8 protein-coding genes are annotated in these 19,350 nt (G+C 71.7%); 6 read left to right on the top strand and 2 right to left on the bottom strand.

The annotated features are described in order from the left end of the window. Positions 1–8,617 (bottom strand): non-ribosomal peptide synthetase (locus D7X74_RS25900; protein WP_120535677.1); only part of this gene is annotated, 8,617 nt, incomplete at its 3' end. Between the two features lie 394 nt (positions 8,618–9,011). On the opposite strand from D7X74_RS25900, the gene D7X74_RS25895 reads away from it, so the two are divergent. Then, on the top strand, positions 9,012–10,601 hold the full coding sequence (locus D7X74_RS25895; RefSeq protein ID WP_120535676.1) for an MBL fold metallo-hydrolase: 1,590 nt from the start codon (positions 9,012–9,014) through the stop codon (positions 10,599–10,601). 58 nt (positions 10,602–10,659) lie between these two features. After that, the gene (locus D7X74_RS25890) at positions 10,660–11,538 is read left to right on the top strand and encodes a sulfotransferase domain-containing protein (RefSeq protein WP_120535675.1); all 879 of its coding nucleotides are present in this window, start codon (positions 10,660–10,662) and stop codon (positions 11,536–11,538) included. Positions 11,539–11,553: 15 nt separating this feature from the next. Here D7X74_RS25890 and D7X74_RS25885 read toward each other — a convergent pair whose 3' ends face one another. Beyond that, positions 11,554–13,230 carry a protease pro-enzyme activation domain-containing protein gene (locus D7X74_RS25885; RefSeq protein ID WP_120535674.1) on the bottom strand — a complete coding sequence of 559 codons (1,677 nt, stop codon included), beginning with the start codon at positions 13,228–13,230 and terminating at the stop codon, positions 11,554–11,556. A gap of 86 nt (positions 13,231–13,316) precedes the next feature. On the opposite strand from D7X74_RS25885, the gene D7X74_RS25880 reads away from it, so the two are divergent. The 4 genes from D7X74_RS25880 to D7X74_RS25865 all read left to right on the top strand — a co-directional run. Beyond that, positions 13,317–15,500, top strand: coding sequence for a TOMM precursor leader peptide-binding protein (locus D7X74_RS25880; RefSeq protein ID WP_120535673.1), 2,184 nt, complete (start codon positions 13,317–13,319; stop codon positions 15,498–15,500). 13 nt (positions 15,501–15,513) lie between these two features. Then, a complete protein-coding gene (locus D7X74_RS25875) occupies positions 15,514–17,463 on the top strand; it encodes a radical SAM protein (protein ID WP_120535672.1) in 1,950 nt (649 codons plus the stop codon). A 3-nt stretch (positions 17,464–17,466) separates the two neighbouring features. After that, the gene (locus D7X74_RS25870) at positions 17,467–18,624 is read left to right on the top strand and encodes an amidohydrolase family protein (RefSeq protein WP_120535671.1); all 1,158 of its coding nucleotides are present in this window, start codon (positions 17,467–17,469) and stop codon (positions 18,622–18,624) included. 10 nt (positions 18,625–18,634) lie between these two features. Further along, positions 18,635–19,350 (top strand): hypothetical protein (locus D7X74_RS25865; protein WP_199732836.1); only part of this gene is annotated, 716 nt, incomplete at its 3' end.

Here is a 19,350-nt window from a genome sequence, read left to right as displayed (position 1 = left end):
CCTCCACCCCTTCCTTCGCCTCCAGCAGCACCGCCTGGTTGAAGTGGTGCGCCTGCGGCAGCTCCTTCTCGAAGAACCACCGCTGGATAGGCGTCAGCGCCGCCTCTCCCTCCACCAGCCCCTGCTCTCCCACCGAGCCTCGGACCGCCTCCACCACCTTCGCCAACTGCTCCACCGTCGGGTGCTGGAACAACTGCTTCGGCGTCACCTTCAGCCCCGCCTGCCCCGCCTTCGCCACCACCTGGATGCTCAGGATGGAGTCGCCGCCCAGCGCGAAGAAGTTCTCGCGCACGCCCACCCGCTCCACGCCCAGCACCCGCGCCCAGACTCCCGCCAGCGTCTCCTCGGTCCGCGTCCTCGGCGCTTCGTAGGACTCACTGGCTTCCGTGCTCGCCTCCGGCGCGGGCAGCGCCTTGCGGTCCACCTTGCCGTTCGACGACAGGGGCAGCGCCTCCAGGACGACGAAGGCAGCGGGCACCATGTACTCCGGCAGCCTCGCCTTCAGCTCCGCGCGCAGTCCGTCCACCGACACCCGCGCATCGGCCTGTCCCACGACGTAGGCCACCAGCCGTTTGATACCGGGCGCGTCCTCGCGCACCACCACCACGCTCTCGCGCACGCCCTCGCACTGGCCCAGCGCCGCTTCGACTTCACCCAGCTCGATGCGGAAGCCACGCACCTTCACCTGGAAGTCCAGGCGGCCCAGGTACTCGATGCTCCCGTCGGCCAGGATGCGGGCCTGATCTCCCGTGCGGTACAGCCGCGTCCCCTCGGGCCCGTGCGGATTGGGAACGAAGCGCTCCGCCGTCAGCGACGGACGCCCCAGGTAGCCACGGCCCACCTGCACACCGCCAATGTACAGCTCGCCCGCGAGCCCCACCGGCACCGGTTCCAGGGCCTCGTCCAGGATGAGGATCTGCGTGTTCGCCACCGGCCGGCCAATGGGCACGCTGCGCCGTCCGTCGTCGCGCTCGCACGCCCAGAAGGTCACGTCCACCGCGGCCTCCGTCGGGCCGTAGAGGTTGTGCAGCGGCACGCCCAGTCGCTCCAGGCAGCGGTCCTTCAGCTCCAGCGGCAGCGCCTCTCCGCTGCACACCACGCGACGGAGCGCCGTGCACCGCTCCAGCCCGGACTCCTCCAGGAACACCTGGAGCATCGACGGCACGAAGTGCAGCGTCGTGACGCCCTCGCGCGCCATCACGTCCACCAGGTAGGCGGCGTCCTGATGGCCTCCAGGCCGCGCGATCAGCAGCCGCGCTCCGGTGATCAGCGGCCAGAAGAACTCCCACACCGACACGTCGAAGCTGAAGGGCGTCTTCTGCAACACGACGTCCTGCGGCTCCAACCCGTAGGCCTCCTGCATCCAGAGCAGCCGGTTGCAGATGCCCGCGTGGGTGTTCATCGCGCCCTTCGGGCGGCCCGTGCTTCCCGACGTGTAGATGACGTACGCCAAGTGCTCCGGCCCCGCGCCCGACACCACCGGTGCCGAAGACGACCGCTCCACCTGGGCCCAGTCCGAGTCCAGGCACACCACGGGCGTGCTCCCCACGGAGAGCAGGTCCACCAGGTGCCGCTGCGTGAGCAGCACCGCCACCGCCGAGTCCGCCACCTGATACGTCAGGCGCTCGGCCGGGGCGGACGGATCGATGGGCACGTACGCGCCGCCCGCCTTGAGCACGCCCAGGAGCGCGACCACCAGCTCCAGGGAGCGCTCCACGCAGACGCCCACGCGCACCTCGGGCCCCACGCCGCGCTCCCGCAAATGGTGCGCGAGCTGGTTGGCCCGGGCATCCAGCTCGCGGTACGTGAGCCGCAGTCCCTCGAAGTCCACCGCCACCGCGTCCGGCGTGCGCGCGACCTGGGCCTCCACCAGCCCGTGCAGCGTGACGTCGGTCGGATAGTCGCGGTGCGTGGCGTTCCAGTCCACCAGCAGCAGGTGGCGCTCCGCGACGGACATCAGCGGCAGCGACTTCACCCGCGTCTCCGGATGGGCCACGGCGGCCGTCAGGAGCACGTCCAGGTGCTCCGCCCACCGCGCCACCGTCGTCGCGTCGAAGAGGTCGGTGTTGTACTCCAGCGTGCCCGTGAAGCCGGAGGCCGCGTCGGTCAGCGACAGCTTCAGGTCGAACTGCGCGCCCGCGCCCTCCTCCTCCAGCATCCGCAGCGACAGCCCCGGCAGGCGCAGCTCCGGCAGCGGATCCTCCTGGAGCGCCAGCATCACCTGGAACAGCGGCGACCGGCTCAGGTCGCGCTGGGGCTGCAACGCGTCCACCAGCTTCTCGAACGGCACCGCCTGATGCGCGTATGCGCCCAGCGTCGTCTCACGCACCTGCTGGAGCAGTTCCCGGAACGACGGATTCTCCCCCACCCGCACCCGCAGCACGAGCGTGTTCACGAACAGGCCGATGAGCCCTTCCAGCTCCGCGCGATCGCGCCCCGCGACCGGCGAGCCCACGAGCACGTCGTCCTGCCCCGCGTGGCGCGCCATCAACACCTGCCACGCCGCCAGCAGCACCATGAAGGGCGTCACGCCCTCGCGCCGGGCCAGCGCGCGCACGGCGTCCGTCAACCCGGGCGACAGGTGCACCGGGAGGGTCGCCCCGGCGGCCGTCTGGACCACCGGACGCGGCCGGTCCGTGGGCAGCGCGAGCACGTGCGACGAGCCCTCGAGCTTCGCCCGCCACCACGCAAGCTGGGCCTCCAGCGTCTCTCCCTGAAGCCACGTCCGCTGCCACGCCGCATGGTCCGCGGGCTGGAGCGACAGCGGCGGCAGCGGCGATGCGTGCCCCGACACGAAGGCTTCGTAGAGCGCGGCCACTTCCCGCACCATCACCAGCATGGAGCCGCCGTCGGAGACGACGTGGTGCATCGTCAGCAGCAGCACGTGGCGCGTGGGCGCGCACTTCAGGAGCGTGAGCCGCAGGAGCGGTCCGCGCGCCAGGTCGAAGGGACGGCGCGCCTCCTCCGCCATCAGGCGCCGCACCTCCGCGCCCGCGTCCTCATGGGCCGACAGATCCTTCCCCACGAGCGGCACCGGCGAAGGCGCGGCCACGACCTGGAACGGCTGCCCTTCCGGCGCCACCAGCATTGTGCGCAGCGATTCGTGCCGCTGCACCAGCGCCTCGAACGCGCGCTCCAGGGCGTGCACGTCCAGCGCGCCGTCCAGCTCCACCGCCACGGGGATGTGGTACGCGGGATTGCCCGGCTCCAACTGCTCCAGGAACCACAGGCGCTGCTGCGCGAAGGACGGCACCAGCGCACCGTCGCGCGGCACCGCATGCAACGCGGGCCCCAGCACCCCGGCCTGACCCAGACGGAGGGCGTCGATGCGCGCCGCCAGCGCGCCCAGCGTGGACGCGTCGAACAGCTCACGCACGGGAAGCTCGACCTGGAAGGCCGCGCGGACCGACGAGGACAACCGCGTGGCCAGCAGTGAATGGCCTCCGAGCGCGAAGAAGTCGTCGCGCAGTCCCACCGACTCCACGCGCAGCAACTGGCTCCACAGGCCCGCGAGCAGCAACTCCGTGGGCGTGCCCGGCGCCACGAAGCCATGCTCCGCGCGCGGGGCCTCCGGGACCGGCAGCGCGGCGCGGTCCACCTTGCCATTGGGCGTGAGCGGCAGCGCGTCCAGCACCATCACGGAGGACGGCACCATCGACTCCGGCAGCAGGCGACGGGCGTGCTCCCGGAGCGCGGACTCCCCCAGCGTCTGTCCGGGCTTCGCGACCACATACGCCACGAGCCGCGCGTCTCCCGGCACGTCCTCGCGCGCGACGACCACCGAGGCCGCGACGCCCGCGTGCTGCCCCAGGACGGACTCCACCTCACCCGGCTCGATGCGGAAGCCGCGCACCTTCACCTGATGGTCCACGCGGCCCAGGAACTCCAACGTCCCGTCCGTGCGCCACCGCGCGCGATCGCCCGTGCGGTACAGCCGAGCGCCCGGCGTCCCACCGAACGCATCCGGAACGAAGCGCTCCGCCGTCAGGTCCGGACGGCCCAGGTAGCCACGCACCACGCCGTCGCCGCCGATGAACAACTCGCCGGGCACTCCCATGGGAACGGGGCGCAGGTGCGCGTCCAGCAGGTGCAGGCCGGTGTTCGCCAACGGCCGTCCCAACGACACCGTTCCGGAGCGCTCGGCCTCCACGCGATGCGTCGAGGACCACACCGTGGTCTCGGTGGGTCCGTACATATTGAGTAATACTGGAACCCGTGCCCGCAAGCGTGCCGCGAGCGCACCCGGAAGTGCTTCACCGCCCACCAGCATCTGCCCCAGCCCGCCGAGCGCCTCCAGCGCGCGAGGCTCCTCCACGAGCGCGCGCGCATACGACGGCGTGCATTGCAGGTGCGTGGCCGCGTGACGCTCCAACGTCTGGGCGAGCGCGACAGGCTCCAGCCCCACCGGCGCGAGCACCACCTGGAAGCCGCGCGTCCACGTCCAGAGCAGCTCCAGCACGGAGATGTCGAACGAGATGCTCGTCACCGCCAGCCACGTGCCCGAGCGCGGCGACACGTGCGCGTCCATCGCGCGGAAGAAGTTCATCACCGTCCGGTGCGGCACCAGCACGCCCTTGGGGCGCCCCGTCGAACCGGACGTGTAGAGCACGTACGCGAGCGTCCCCGAGTCCGTCTCCCGAGGCGCCGCGTCCGGGAAGTCTCCGGCTGGCGAAACACTCGCGTCCAGGGACGCCTCCAACACCAGCCGCTGCCCCTCCGGCACGGGGAGCACGCCGTCCAGGTGGCGCGGTCCCACCAGCACCCGCGCCCCGGAGTCCTGCCACATGGACGCCAGCCGCTCCGCCGGGTAGCCCGGATCCAACGGCAGGTAGGCCGCGCCCGCCTCCAGGATGCCCAGCAGTCCCACCGCCAGCTCCACCGAGCGGTCCACGCACAGGCCCACCACCGACTCCGGGCCCACGCCCCGCGCGCGCAGCTCCCGCGCCACGGCCCGCGCCCGCTGCCGCAGCTCGCGGTACGTCAGCCGGGTGTCCCCGACGATGAGCGCCACGGCGTCCGGCGTGCGGAGCACCTGCGCCGCGAACAGCGACGCGATGGTGGCCTCCGACGGGAAGTCGGTGACGGGCCCCTGCGCCAGCGCCGACAGGTGCTTCGCCTCCGCCGCGTCCAGCAGCGGCAGCGCATCCACCCGGCGCGACGGCTCCGCGACCGCGGCCTGGAGCAGCACGCGCAGGTGCCCGGACAGCCGGGCCGCGGTGTCCGCGTCGAACAGGTCGGTGGCGTACTCCAGGAAGCCCTCCAGGCCCCGCGAGGACTCCGCCAGCGACAGCGTCAGGTCGAACATCGCCGTGCCGGTGTGGACGTCCAGCAGGCGCGACTGGAGGCCGGGCAGCACCGGCGCTCCCACCTGCGCGCCCTGAAGGATGAACATCACCTGGAACAGCGGCGTGTGGCCCCGCTCGCGCGCGGGCTGGAGCGCCTCCACCAGCTTCTCGAACGGCACGTCCTGGTGCGCGTACGCCCCCAGCGCCGTGTCCCGCACCCGCCCCAGCAACTGCTGGAACGTGGGCGCGCCGGACAGCCGGGTGCGCATCACCAGCGTGTTGACGAAGAAGCCCACCAGCCCCTGGAACTCCGCGCGCTCCCGCCCCGCGATGGCCGTGCCCACGCTGACGTCGTCCTGCCCCGCGTGGCGCGCGAGGACGGCCTGGAAGCCCGCGAGCAGCACCATGAAGGGCGTCACCCCTTCACGCACCGCCAGCGTCTTCACCGCGTCCGTCAGCGCCCTGTCCAGCACCACCGGCAGGCGCTCACCGCGAACGTCCCGCACGACGGCACGCGGCCGGTCCGTGGGCAGCTCCAGCAGCCGGGGCGCCCCGGACAGCTGCTGCTTCCAGTACTTCAGCCGCGCCTCCAGCACGGGCCCGTCCAGCCCCTCCCGCTGCCAGTCCGCGAAGTCGGCGTAGCGCAGCGGCAGCGCGGGCAGCGGCGACGGCCGGCCCTCGCGCCGCGCCGCGTACAGCGCGGACAGCTCGCGCACGAGCACCGCCATCGACGCGCCGTCCGACACCGCGTGGTGCATCACCAGCACCAGCACGTGCGTGTTCGGAGACAGCGTCAGCAGCGTGGCGCGCACCAGCGGCCCGCGCGTCAGGTCGAACGGACGGCGTGCCTCCTCCTGCGCCCGCAATGCCGCCGCGGACTCCCCCTCCGACGCGGACAGGGACTCGAACGACACGCGCTCCAACGGCAGCGCCACATGCGGAGCGATGACCTGGAGCGGACGGCCCTCCTGCGCGCGGAAGGTGGTCCGCAGCGCGTCATGCCGCTCGGCGAGCGCCGTGAGGCTCTCCTCCAGCGCGACCACGTCGAGCGCCCCTTCCAGCCGCACCGCCGCCGGCAGGTTGTAGGCCACGTCGCCCGGCGCGTACTGATCCAGGAACCACAGCCGCGCCTGCGAGAAGGACACCTCGCGGTCGCCCGTCACGTCCAGTTGGCGCGGCGCGGTCCGCCCCGGCCCCTGCGCCTCGCGGAGCGCGACGAGCTGCCGCGCCAGGGACGCGATGCTCGGTCCCTGGAGCATCAGCTCCATGGGCACCGTCAGGCCCGTGCCGGTGGAGACCTCGTGCGCCAGCTCCACCGCCGCCAGCGAGTCCAGCCCGTAGCGCGTCACCGGCGCCCGGAGATCCAGCTCCTCGCGCCGCACGCGCAGGTGCCGGGCCACCACGTCGCGCAGCCACGCCTCCAGCGCCTCCGCCGTCTCCGCGCCCGCCTTCGTCACCGGCGCCGCGGCCGGCGCGGTGCTCGCGCGCGACGCGCCTCCGGACGACGTGGGGCCCGTTGAGCCAGGGCCAGGGCCGGAGCCCGGATCAGAGCCGGAGGGCGGCTCGGGCGGCGGCTCCCGCCACGCCATCACCTCCTGCAACGTGCCGGTGAGGAACCCGGCGCGGCACGCATGGCGCTGCACCTTGCCGCTGGACGTCTTGGGCAGGCTCCCCGGTTCGATGAGCACCACCGCGTACGCCTGCACCTCGTGCAGCTCCGCCAGCCGCTGGCGGATGACGCCGATGGCCGCGTCCGCCGCCTCGAACTGCTGGCGCAGGCCGCCCAGCTTGCGCACGTCGATCTCCTGCACGACGACCGCGCGCTCCTCGCCGCCCACGTCCACGGAGAACACCGCGCCGCCCCCGGGCCGCAGCGCCGGGTGGCCCACCTCCACCGTCGCCTCCATGTCCTGGGGGTAGTGGTTGCGGCCACGCAGGATGATCAGATCCTTGCGCCGGCCGGTGACGTACAGCTCACCGTCGGGCCGCAGGAAGCCCAGGTCGCCCGTGCGCAGGTACGGCAGCGAGTCCTCCTGCGCGATGCGCGCCTGGAACGTGTCGTGGCTCGAGTCCTCGCGGCCCCAGTAGCCCGTGGCCACGCTCCGGCCGGACACCCAGATTTCACCCACCATCCCGGGCGCGCGCCGCTCGCGCGTCTCCGGATCCACGATGGCGATGCGCTGATCCAGGATCGTCTGCCCGCAGCCCACCAGCGTCCGGGCCCCCGCGTCGTTGACGCCGGTCTCCTCCGCGCGGTGCTGCTCCAGCGCGCTGGCCGACAGGGTCATCGACAGCGGCGGCGCCGACTTCTGGCCTCCGGAGACGATGAGCGTCCCTTCCGCCAGCCCGTAGCAGGGGTAGAACGCCTCGCGCTTGAAGCCGCTGGGGCCGAACGCCTCCATGAAGCGGTCCAGCGTCTCCGGGCGGATGGGCTCCGCCCCGGTGAAGGCGACCTCCCAGCGGCTCAGGTCCAGCGCCTGTCGCTGTTCGGGCGTGCTCTTGCGCACGCACAGGTCGAAGGCGAAGTTCGGCCCGCCGCTGACGGTGCCCCCATAGCGGCTCACCGCCTCCATCCACGCCATGGGCCGCTTGAGGAAGCTCAAGGGCGACATGAGCACCGCAGGGTAGCCCCCGAACAGCGGCTGCATGATGCCGCCGATGAGCCCCATGTCGTGGTACGGCGGCAGCCAGATGACGGCCACGCTGTCGTTGCGCGTTTCGAAGGCGTGGTGGATGAGCCCCAGGTTGTGCACCAGGTTGCCGTGCGTGAGCATCACGCCCTTGGGCGTGCCCGTGGAGCCGGACGTGTACTGGAGGAACGCCAGCGAGTCGGACTTCAGGTCCGGCGCCTTCCAGGAGCCCGCCGCGTCGGTGGGCAGGTCGTCCGTCGCCAGCCACTTCACGCCCCGCAGCTCCGGGGCCTGCTCGAACAGGAACTCCGCCATCGACAGCACGAACGACGTCGTCAACACCACCGTCGCGCGCGCGTCCTGGATGATGGCCCGCAGCCGGGGCAACGTGCGCTCCAGCCGGGACGGATCCGGCGGATACGCGGGCACCGCCACCGCCCCCGCGGTCAGGCACCCGAAGAACCCCGCCACGTAATCCAGCCCGGGCGGATACAGCAGCACCACCCGCTCCCCGGCCCCGCCATGCGCCTGCAGCGTGGCGGCGATCGCCCGCGCCCGCTCGCGCAACCCCGCGAACGTCAGCGCCGTCTCCTCACCCTCCTCCAGGAAGGTGTAGAGCCGCCTCTCCGCCCCCTGCCGGGCCCTCTCGTCGATGAGGTCCAGCAAGGTCGCATAGGCCGGCGCATGGCTCGCCAAAAGCATGGTGGACTTCCTCTGGATGGTTGGCGGTGCAGGACCTGAACCGGGGGGATGGTCCGGCCCACGCACAAGTGGGCGAATTGTATCCGCAAACAAACCCAGCGAGAAATGTCATGCCGGTGCTTCTTGCTTTTCGCTGGGAATCTGTATGCGAACTCAATGACAGCCCCGGCTTCCCTGGAACCGGAGGGTAGAAATCCCCCGCGCGCAGGAAGGAATCCGAGAAGTCGCGGGCCCAGGCGGCGTGTTACCGCCTTGAAGTCACCGAGGGAATCATCAACATTGGCGGGACGCGAGCGCCTCCGGAGGAAGCCGGATGCCTGCTCCCTAGCACTGGCAGCAACATCCCATCCGCTCCGGGTCAAAACGTCCCGGAAGCCCCCCGCGAGACCTCCCCATGCTCGAGCGCCCCATGTACCTGAAGCCCGATGTCGCCATCGAGCCACTGTTCAACCAGTGGTACGTCTGGTGGTACCTGCTGTCGCCCGCGACGGCGCCGCTGTTCGTCTCGCGCCTGCACCTGAAGCTGATGCAGTCGTTCGTGGCGAACCCGGACGTGCACGTCGCCGCGCTCCAGAACCCGGCGCTGATGGGCGGCCCGTTCATCAACCACCCCGTGTCGCGCGTGGGGGACGTGAAGGCGCTGCTGGATCGCACCACGAAGGACCACGCGGACTTCCTGGCCTACACCAAGGCGCTGGCGGACCTGGAGCAGCTGCTCGCCAGCTCCAAGGGTGAGTCGCTGGAGCCGCTCTACGCGAAGGTGCCGGACATGCTCCGGGGCTACGTGGAGCTGACGTACGACCTGGCCCACCGGGCCAACGCCCGCATCATGGAGCCGCTGCTCTACCGCAGCAGCCTGTACAAGGAGTCGTCGCAGAGCGTGTCGCTGATGCGCGTCACGGGAGACGCGCGCAAGTATGTCTTCAGCACGCCCCGGCTCGAAGGGGACACGCCGCTGTGGCTCCAGGTGCCCTTCCGGCACGAGGGCCTGGACGCCCTCTTCCGCATGCGTCACACGCCGGGCAGCCCCGGGCAGGTGGCGGAGATGCTGGGCGTGCCGACCTCCGCGGCGGACGCGTTCGCGGACCTCTTCACGGACGTGGCCCCCCGCAAGCCGGAGCCCTACACGGGGCCGGGCGTACGCGTGCGCTACTTCGGTCACGCGTGCGTGCTGATGGAGACGCGCGAGGTGTCCGTCCTCACCGACCCCGTCATCAGCTACGAGTTCCCCACCGAGCACGCGCGCTTCACCCACGCGGACCTGCCGGAGAAGATCGACTACGTCCTCATCACCCACGGCCACGCCGACCACCTGATGATGGAGACGCTCATCCAGCTGCGTCACCGCATCGGGACCATCGTCGTGCCCCGCTCCAACTCGTTCTCGCTGGCGGATCCGTCGCTGCGCCTGATGCTGGAGAAGACGGGCTTCCGCAACGTCGTTGAAATCGACGACCTGCAGGAGATCCGCATCCCCGGCGGTTCGCTGATGGGCATTCCCTTCATCGGCGAGCACAGCGACCTGTCCGTGCAGGCGAAGACGGCGCACCTGGTCCGCCTGGGCGGCCGCGCGATGCTGATGGCCGCGGACTCCAACGCGCTGGAGCCCCGCATGTACGAACACCTCCAGGAGCTGGTGGGCCCGCTGGACGCGCTCTACCTGGGCATGGAGTGCGAGGGCGGCCCGATGAGCTGGATGTACGGCCCGCTGCTCAGCAATCCCCTGCCGCGCAAGATGGACCAGTCGCGCCGGCTCAACGGCTCCGACTCCGCGCGCGCCACGGAGATCCTCAACCACCTGAAGCCGCGCGAGTCCTTCGTCTACGCCATGGGCCAGGAGCCCTGGCTGCGCCACGTCATGGTGCTCCAGTACGACGAGACGGCGCCCCAGATGATCGAATCGAACAAGTTCCTGGAAGTCTGCCGCAGCCGGAACATTCCGGCCGAGCGGCCCTTCCTGCGGATGGAGCGGATCCTGGAGTAGCGCGGGGCGCAGGTCGGGTGAGGCGCGGCGGGCCGGACGGCACATAGAATCGCCGGCCATGGCCCCCCGTCCCACCCGTCCCGTGTTGAGAGCGGTGTTGAACGCCCTGGCGACGTTCCTCGCCACGCTCAAGGGCGTCCACCAGATGCTGTTCGACGCCGTGCGCTGGTCGCGCATGCGCTACGTGTGGCTCAAGCCCCAGCCCACGGACATCTTCATCGCCACCGCGCCCAAGGCGGGGACGACGTGGACGCAGCAGATCGTCTTCCAGCTGCTCACGCGGGGCCGGGGCGAGTTCCAGCACATCGACCAGGTGGCTCCCTTCGTGGACGTGATGTCGCTCATCCCGCACGCGGAGCGGCTGCTGGACGCCATGCCCGCGCCGCGCGTCTTCAAGACCCACCTGACCTACGGCGTGCTGCGGCCTCCCGCGGCCTGCCGCATCATCTACGTCACGCGCGTCGCCTCGGACAGCCTGCTGTCGCGCTACCAGCACGACTGCCTGATGCAGGGTCAGCGCATCGACTTCGATCGCTATGTCCAGCACTCGCTGCGAGCCAACGAATGGGGCCGGCACCTGGCCTCGTGGTGGCCGCACCGCGCGGATCCGAACGTGCTGCACGTGCGGTACGCGGACCTCGTCGCCGACCGGGAAGCGTGCCTGCGCCGCATTGGCGCCTTCCTGGGCGCGCCCGTCCAGGACGAGGACCTGCCCCTGCTGATGGAGAAGACGGGCTTCGAATACATGAAGCAGCACGACGCCCGGTTCGACCCCCGGCTGTCTCGGCACGAGCCCCTGGATCCAGGCCAGGGCTTCGTCTTCAAGGGCGGCGTGGGCCGGGGCAAGCAGACGCTCAAGCCGGAGCAGCAGGCCCGGCTGGACGCGCGCGACAAGGCGCTCCGCCAGAAGCTGCTCATCTCCGACGAAGCGCTCTAGCGACGCGCGCGTCCGTCAGGCCTCGTGGCCCTTCAGCCCGCGCAGGCCCGCGAGCAGCGCCTCACCGTCCGGCGTGCCCAGGCCGGTGCACGCATTCCACACGGCGTCCGCGCTGGCGAAGTACGCGCCATTGCCACCCCGGGTGATGCGGTGGACGACGGGCGCGCCCTGGCGCACCAGCGTGTACAGGCGGGGGTTGAGGAAGCCCACGCGCTCCCCCAGCCCCTCGTTGATGAGGGTGAGGAGCGCGGCCCACATCGGCGCGGCGGCGCTGGTGCCCGCGGCGACCCCGCGCTGCCCCTTGAAGACGATTTGATAGCCGGTGTGCAGGTCGGCGTTGGCCGCGACGTCGGGCACGCCCCGCCCCGGCGTCCTCGACGTGAGCTGGAACACGCCGCCCTTCCAGGTGGTGTTCACCTGCACGGGCACGTTCATGCCGTTCTGGTACGGGGGCAGCGCGTTCATCGTGCTCACCCCGCCGCTGCTCGCGCCGGCCGACACGGTGAAGCCCAGGGCGCCCATGGACATGGCCTCGCCCAGGCGGTTCCACACCTGCTCGTGGAGGATGCGGTCCCCGTCGGCTTCGAGCGTCGTGCCGCCGCAGCCCAGCACCAGCGCGCTCGCGGCGGGATAGCTGGGCGCCGCCACGGTGATGGCGTCCGTGGGTGAGCCGCCCTTCACGGGCACCTGCGAGCCCAGGTCCCCGGAGGCCGCGCACACGGTGATGCCCAGGAGCGCCGCTTCCTTGAAGAGCCGCTCGAAGGCGGCCTCCTCGTCCGGCTGGATGAGGGAGCCTTCATAGAAGGACCAGCTGCTGGTCAGCACCGACGGCCGGTTCGTCCGGTCGCTGATGGCCATGGCGAAGGCGCGGTGGTAGTCGCCCAGCGAGTAGTCCTTGGAGCCCGCGTTGTAGACGACGACGCGCGCCTTGGGGCACACCGAGGACACCAGCTCCACGTCCATGGTGACCTCCGCGTTGGAGCTGACGCTCAAGGTCGGCTTGTTGGGCCCCACGTTCACCGGCGCCTCGCGCGTCACGCCCATCCAGGACAGGTACTCGGTGAGGTCCTCCTGCCTGTAGCCGCCCGTCAGCTCGATGATGCCCACGCACTGGCCCTCGCCCTGCGTCGGGGGATAGCGGTAGAGGCGCGCCACCTGCGCGGCCGGATACGAGCGCAGCCCGGCATCCTCCGCCTGCGTCACGGGGACGGGCGGTGACGCGGAGCTGTGGGTGACCAGCGGCCGCGTGTCCAGGCCGAACACCCACTCCACGACGCCGCGCAGGGGGCGCGGCATCGCGAGGGGTTTCGTGTGGCTCAGGAACGACAGCTTCCCCAACTGGTAGCCCTTGAGGTCCACGCTGAAGGCCTTGCGGATGGCGGTGGGCGAACCTTCGAGCTGCACGAAGCCCCGGTCGCGCTGCACGGAAACCACGCGCAGATGGAACGCCTTGGCGAAGCGCTCCACGGCGGCCAGGTCCTTCTTCGCCGTGCCGTACTTCGCCTCGAACTCCTCGTGGGTGAGCGGACGGGGCGGAGGCTCCTCGCACAGCGCCTCCACCGTCGGCAGGGGCACCGCGGGGCGCAGCAGCAGGGTGAGCTTCACGGGGCCCTTGAGGGCACGAACCCGGAGGGGAAGGGGCACCGGGAAGGGAAACACTCGCTCGCGCTGCGCCGGGGGGATGCGGGCCATGCGCGGCTTTCTACCACGCACGCCCCCACGCACCGTCCGGGTCGTATCCACCGCCCCGCGCCACAGGTAGGCTCGCGCCCCCGCCCATGAACCGAGTCCTCCGCCTCAAGCCCCACCTGCGCGCCGAGGTGCTCGATTCGCGGCGCGTCTTCCTTGTCGGTGAACGCGCCCAGTTCCTGCTGGAGGGTTCCCCGCACGCGCGCGTCGTGCCCCTGCTGGACGGCCAGCGCACCGTGGCCCAGATCATCACCGCGCTGGAAGGACAGGTCTCCGCGCCGGAGGTGCTCTACGTGCTGTCGCTCCTGGAGGAGCGTGGACACGTGGAGACCGCGGACGACGTGTTCGACGCGGAGGTCGCCGGCTTCTGGGAGTCGCTGGGCATCGACGCGGCGCGCGCGGCCGAACGGCTGCTGGACACGCCCGTCGCCGTGCGCGCCGTCGCGGGCGAGGACGCCGAGCGGCTGGTGGACGCCCTGCGGGACACCGGCCTGGACGTGCGCGAGGAAGCGGACCGCCACATCCTGCTGGTGGACGACTACCTGTCCCCGGAAGCACTCGCGCTCGCGCGAGCGGCCCGGAGCGCCGGGGCGGTGTTCCTGCCGGTGAAGGTCGCGGGCACCGCGTGCCATGCGGGCCCCGTCTTCGCCCCCGGGGACGGCGCATGCTGGACGTGCCTCGCCTCGCGCCTGCGCGGCAACCGCCCCATCGAGCAGTACCTCGCGCGGCGGGAAGCCCCGACGCGGCCCGCGCGGACCGGACTGCCCACGACGGCGCAGGCGGGGCTGTCCTTCGCGGCGACGCTCGTGGCGCGCTGGGTGGTGGAGGGCGACACGGCGGAGGCCCGTCACACGCGGCTGTGGACGCTCGACTTCGCCACCTGGACGCTGGACTCGCACGCCGTGACGCGACGTCCGCAGTGTCCGGACTGCGGCGACCCCGGCTGGATGGAAGCGCGCGCGCGACAGCCGCTGGTGCTGGCCTCACGCCCCAAGCGCTTCACCGACGATGGCGGGCACCGCGTCCTCACGCCCGAGGAGACCTGGGAGCGCCACCGCCACCTCGTGAGCCCGGTGACGGGCGTAGTGAGCGACCTGCGCGCGGTGCCGGGGGATGCACCGCTGGGCCACATCCAGTCCGCCCTCTTCCGCGTGTGCCCGTGGACGGACGCGCCGGCCTCCGACGACTTCCACCGCGTGGCCAGCGGCAAGGGCCGCACGGAAGTCCAGGCCCGCGCGGGTGCGTTGGGCGAGGCCCTGGAGCGCTACAGCGCCGTGTTCCAGGGCGACGAGCCCCGCGTCCACGCCACCGCGTCATCCCTGGGCGCGCAGGCCGTGCTTCCGGACGTGCTCCAGCACTTCAGCGCCGCGCAGTTCGCGAAGCGGCCGGACGGAGCGACACACCGCGACGCGCGCACCGCCATCCCCCGGCCCTACGAGGACCAGCCGATGGACTGGAGCCCCGCGTGGTCGCTCACGCACGACGCGCGCCGCTACGTGCCCACGTCGTTCGCGTACCTCTTCGCGCCCACGCCCGCCGACGGCCCCTTCTGCCTCTTCAACTCCAACGGGAACGCGGCCGGCAACTGCGTGGAGGAGGCCATCCTCCAGGGGTTCCTGGAGCTGGTGGAGCGCGATGCGGTGGCGCTCTGGTGGTACAACCGCCTGCGCCGTCCCCGGGTGGAGTTGCAGAGCTTCGACGAGCCCTGGTTCACGTCGGTGGAGGCGCACTACCGGACGCTGGGGCTGCGGCTGTGGGTGCTCGACCTCACGCACGACCTGGGCATCCCGGTGTTCGCCGCGCTCGTGTGGTCCCCGGCGCGTGGCAGGGCCTGGGCCGGGTGCGGCTGTCACTTCGACGCGAAGCTCGCCGTGCAGCGCGCGCTCACGGAAGTGGCCCAGTGCTACGACCCGAAGGACACGTCCGCATCGCCCTGGGACCTGGGCGCGCACGCGGACCCCTCGTGGCTGCTTCCCGACGAAGCGGCCGCTGCGCGCGTGTGCTCCGACTTCCCACGCGTATGGCATGACGACCTGCGTGACGACGTGACGGAGTGCGTCGCGCGCGCCGCACGCGCGGGCATGGAGGTGCTGGTGGTGGACCAGGGGCGGCCGGATGTGGGCCTGTCGGCGGTGAAGGTCATCGTGCCGGGCCTGCGACACTTCTGGCCCCGCCTGGGCCCCGGCCGGCTGTATGACGTACCGGTGCGGATGGGCTGGCTGTCCGCGCCGCTGACCGAAGCGCAGCTCAACCCCGTGCCCTTCTACTTCTGAGCGTTCCTCCGCCTTGTCGCCCTCCCCTCCCAGGCCCCGCATCCTGCTGGTCCAGTGCGGACCGGACCGACGGCACGTCGACCGGGAGACGGAGGACTTCGACCCGGAGCGCGGGCTCGTGAAGCGCGCGACGATGACGCCGCTGGCCTGCGCGACGCTCGCGGCGCTCACGCCCGACACCTTCAGCGTGGACATCTGGGACGAGGAGCTGCACGGACAGCTCCGCGTGGACACGGAGCTTGCGGACTACGACATCGTCGGCGTGTCGGTGATGTACTCCGCCCTCACCTACCAGGCGCGCTTCCTGGGGGGCTTCTTCCGGGACCGGGGCGCCACCGTCGTCGCGGGAGGCCCCGCCGTCTCCGCCGCGCCGGAGGACTACCGGGGCTTCTTCGACGCGCTCTTCGTCAACGAGGCGGAGCGCACCTGGCCGCGCTTCCTCGCGGACTACCTCCAGGGCGAGTACGCGCCGGAGTACCGGCAGATTGAAAAGCCCGCCCTGAGCGAGAGCCCTCCGCCGCGCTGGGACGGCATCGCCGCGGACTTCCCGCGCTATGCCTGGGGCTCCGTGCAGACCACGCGCGGCTGCCCCTTCGACTGCTCCTTCTGCGACGTCATCTACCTGTACGGCCGCAAGCAGCGGCACAAGCCGGTGGCCCAGGTGCTGGACGAGGTCCGGGCCCACGCGGCGCTCGGCGCGGAGGGCGTGTTCTTCGCGGACGACGAGTTCATTGGCGACGCGGGCTACGCGAAGGAGGTGCTCGCGGGGCTGGTGCCGCTCAACCGCGCCCTGCCCCGCCCGCTGCGCTTCTTCACCCAGGTGACGATGAACCTGAGCCGCGACACGGCGCTGCTGGAAGGCATGGCGGACGCCAACTTCTACACCGTCGTGCTCGGCATCGAGTCCTTTGACGCCGACGCGCTCAAGGAAGCGCAGAAGCACCAGAACGTGCGCGCGGACCTCATCGGCGACCTGCTGAAGATTCAGGCGCACGGCATCGGGCCCCGGGGCAGCTTCATCGTCGGGTTCGATCACGACACGCCCGCGGTGTTCGACTCGCTGCACGCGAACATCCAGCGCTCGCACCTGCCGTGGGTGGTGGTCGCGCCCCTCCAGGCGCCGCGCGGCACGAAGCTGTGGACACGGCTGCGCGCGGAGGGCCGGCTCGCCACGCCCCGCAAGGCGCAGTCGCGCGACCGGGGCGCCATCGTGCTCAACGTGATGCCCCTGGGCATGACGCGGCCCCAGCTCCTCGAAGGGTTCCGCGACCTGGTGGAGCGGCTGTCCACATGGGACGCCGCCTGCGAGCGCATCCGGGGCTTCATCGCCGGCATCCAGCGTCCGCCCCGCGTGGTGGAACCGGAGTGGCCGGAGGCCGTCACCGACCGCTTCCTGCGCGAGGCCACCGACGCGTGGGCCCTGACGTCCGCCGAGCGCACCGCGCTGGGCGACACGCTCCGGGAGGTCCGCCGCACCGCGCCCGCGATGCTGCCGCGCACGGTGTTCTTCCTCGCGCGCAACCAGAACGAGCGCCGCCGGCACGAGCGGCTCTTCACCGACTTCGACGCCGTGCTGGACGCGGAGCGCAAGGGCGACTTCATCCCGGACACGCAGCCCGTCTACGTGCCGCCCACCTTCGCCACCGCGATGCGCGACGTCTTCCCGGACCTGTACGTGCGCCTGAGCCGCGACCTGCCCGACCGCCGCGACGTGCCCGAGGCGTCGCGCGAGGTGCTGGTGGACTTCGTCTCCCGCTGGGGCGAGGGCTTCCAGACGATTGAGCCGCAGCACCATGAGTTCCTGCGCGAGCTGTGCGACGCGGCGGTGGCGGCGCGCGGCGGACACCCCGGCGCCATGGCCCACGACGAGGAACACGCCCTGCGCACCCAGGCCCGGCGCACCGGCCTGCTGGAAGCGCTGCTCAAGGACGTGCGCGACGAGCTCGCGAGCTGGGGACGGTGAGCGATGCGTGACGGCTTCCCCATCTTCGACGCGGACCGCCACGTCCTGGAGCCGCTCAGCCTCTGGGCGGAGCACCTGGAGCCCGCGCTGCGCAAGCACGCGCCCCGGCCGGGACGCCTCCCGGACGAGTCCCTCCAGGAGCGGCTGGAGCGGCTGGGCCCCCAGGGCCTGCTGCCCGTGCAGCCCCTGCCGGAGGTGGACGGCAAGGCGCTGTGGAACCACATGCCGGAGCGCGCCTGGCTGGAGTTCTCCGCGCGCTCCTACAAGCAGTTGGGCCGCAATGAACTCCTGGCGCGGCCGGACGTGTACCTGGCGGAGATGGACCGCACGGGCGTGGACCGGGCGGCGCTCTTCCCCACGTACGCGCTGCTCCTGGAGGGCTTCTGGCCGCTCAAGCCGCGCGTGGCCTCCGCCTTCGCGTCCGTCTACAACACGTGGCTGCACGGCTTCTGCGCGCTGAACCCGGAGCGCCTGCGCGGCGTGGGGCTCATCAGCCGCCACGAACCGGAGGCCATGGTGGCGGAGGTGCGGCGCGTGGCGGGCTTCGGCTGGGGCGCGGTGATGGTGCGGCCCAATCCCATTGGCGGCCGGCTGCTGTCCGACGCGGCCTATGAGCCGTTCTGGTCCGAGTGCGAGGCCCGCTCCATCGCCGTGGTGCTGCACGGCAGCGGCCACGTCTACGTGCCGTCAGCGGGCGCGGACCGCTTCGACACGCGCTTCGCCAACCACGCCTGCGCCCACCCCATGGAGCTGATGATGGGGCTGCTCGCGCTCCTGCAGGGCGGCGTGCTGGAGCGCCACCCCGCCCTGCGCATCGGCGCGATGGAGGCCGGCTGTGGCTGGTTGCCCTACTGGTCCTGGCGCCTGGACGCGGAGTACCGCGCCGTGGGTGCCGAGGTCTCCGCCACCATCCGACAACCTCCATCCGCCTACCTGCGCCAACACTGCTTTGTCTCCGTGGAGCCGGATGAGCCCTACCTGCCTGACATGATGCGACATCTGCCGGAAGAGCGGCTGCTGTTCGGAAGCGACTTCCCACATCTGGACCATGAGGAGGACGTCTTGGGTTCCCTGCTGTCCTTGCGTGACCGGATACCCGAAAGTCGTCTACGAAAGGTTCTCTGGGAAAACCCGACTCGGTTCTACGGTGCGGAACCGTGAGGCCGCTTGAATGAGACTGTCGCTCGCCGAAGGCGTGGCGCTGCGTTGCCCCGAAGCGGAGGACGCGCGCGTGGAAGGTCCGGGCCGCTCGCTGCGCCTGGGCGTGCTGGCCCCGGGTGTGCGCGCTGTCTTCGAGTCGCTGGCGGACGGAGGCATCCAGGAGACGGAGGTGCCGGCCGCGGCGGGCTCGGACGCTTCGCTCGCGTGGTACTGGCTGGACCTGGCCGGTGACGGGGGCCTGCTGTCGTGGACGGTGGAGGAGCGCGGCAACCTGCTCATGACGCTGACGCCGGCGTCCGCGTCCTTCCTGCGGCGCCGCGCGACGTTCGACGCGCTGGTGCCGCTGCAACTGTCCCGCTTCGCGCACACGCGCATGGCGGCGGGACACGCGGTGCTGGACTGTCCCACCGTGCACGCCACCGCGGTGCTGCATGACCGGCGCGTGGTGTCGCTGCTGTTCGACATGGCGCGCCCCACGCTGCTGGCGCGGCTCAACCAGTTCAACACCGGCATCGAGTCCGTGACGCTCCGGGAGCTGGTGCGCCTGCTGGCGGAGACGGGCATCCTCGTGCCGGAAGGACTGGACGTGCCGGCGTCGGAGGCGACGCTCACCGCCCTGCGCCAGTGGGAGCCGCACGACCTGCTCTTCCACCTGCGCTCCCGGGGCTGGGGCCACCAGACGCGCGCGGGCGCCACCTACCGCTTCCGGGGCGAGCTGCCCAACCC

It is taken from the genome of Corallococcus sp. CA047B, assembly GCF_003612065.1.
Lineage (GTDB): Bacteria > Myxococcota > Myxococcia > Myxococcales > Myxococcaceae > Corallococcus > Corallococcus praedator.
This window is presented reverse-complemented; position numbering and strand designations above follow the sequence as displayed.

Excerpts from the sequence above, each read along its gene's own strand:
- D7X74_RS25885 (WP_120535674.1), bottom strand. The coding sequence starts at position 13,230 with ATGGCCCGCATCCCCCCGGCGCAGCGCGAGCGAGTGTTTCCCTTCCCG.
- D7X74_RS25880 (WP_120535673.1), top strand. The coding sequence starts at position 13,317 with ATGAACCGAGTCCTCCGCCTCAAGCCCCACCTGCGCGCCGAGGTGCTC.
- D7X74_RS25895 (WP_120535676.1), top strand. The coding sequence starts at position 9,012 with ATGCTCGAGCGCCCCATGTACCTGAAGCCCGATGTCGCCATCGAGCCA.
- D7X74_RS25890 (WP_120535675.1), top strand. The coding sequence starts at position 10,660 with ATGGCCCCCCGTCCCACCCGTCCCGTGTTGAGAGCGGTGTTGAACGCC.
- D7X74_RS25870 (WP_120535671.1), top strand. The coding sequence starts at position 17,467 with ATGCGTGACGGCTTCCCCATCTTCGACGCGGACCGCCACGTCCTGGAG.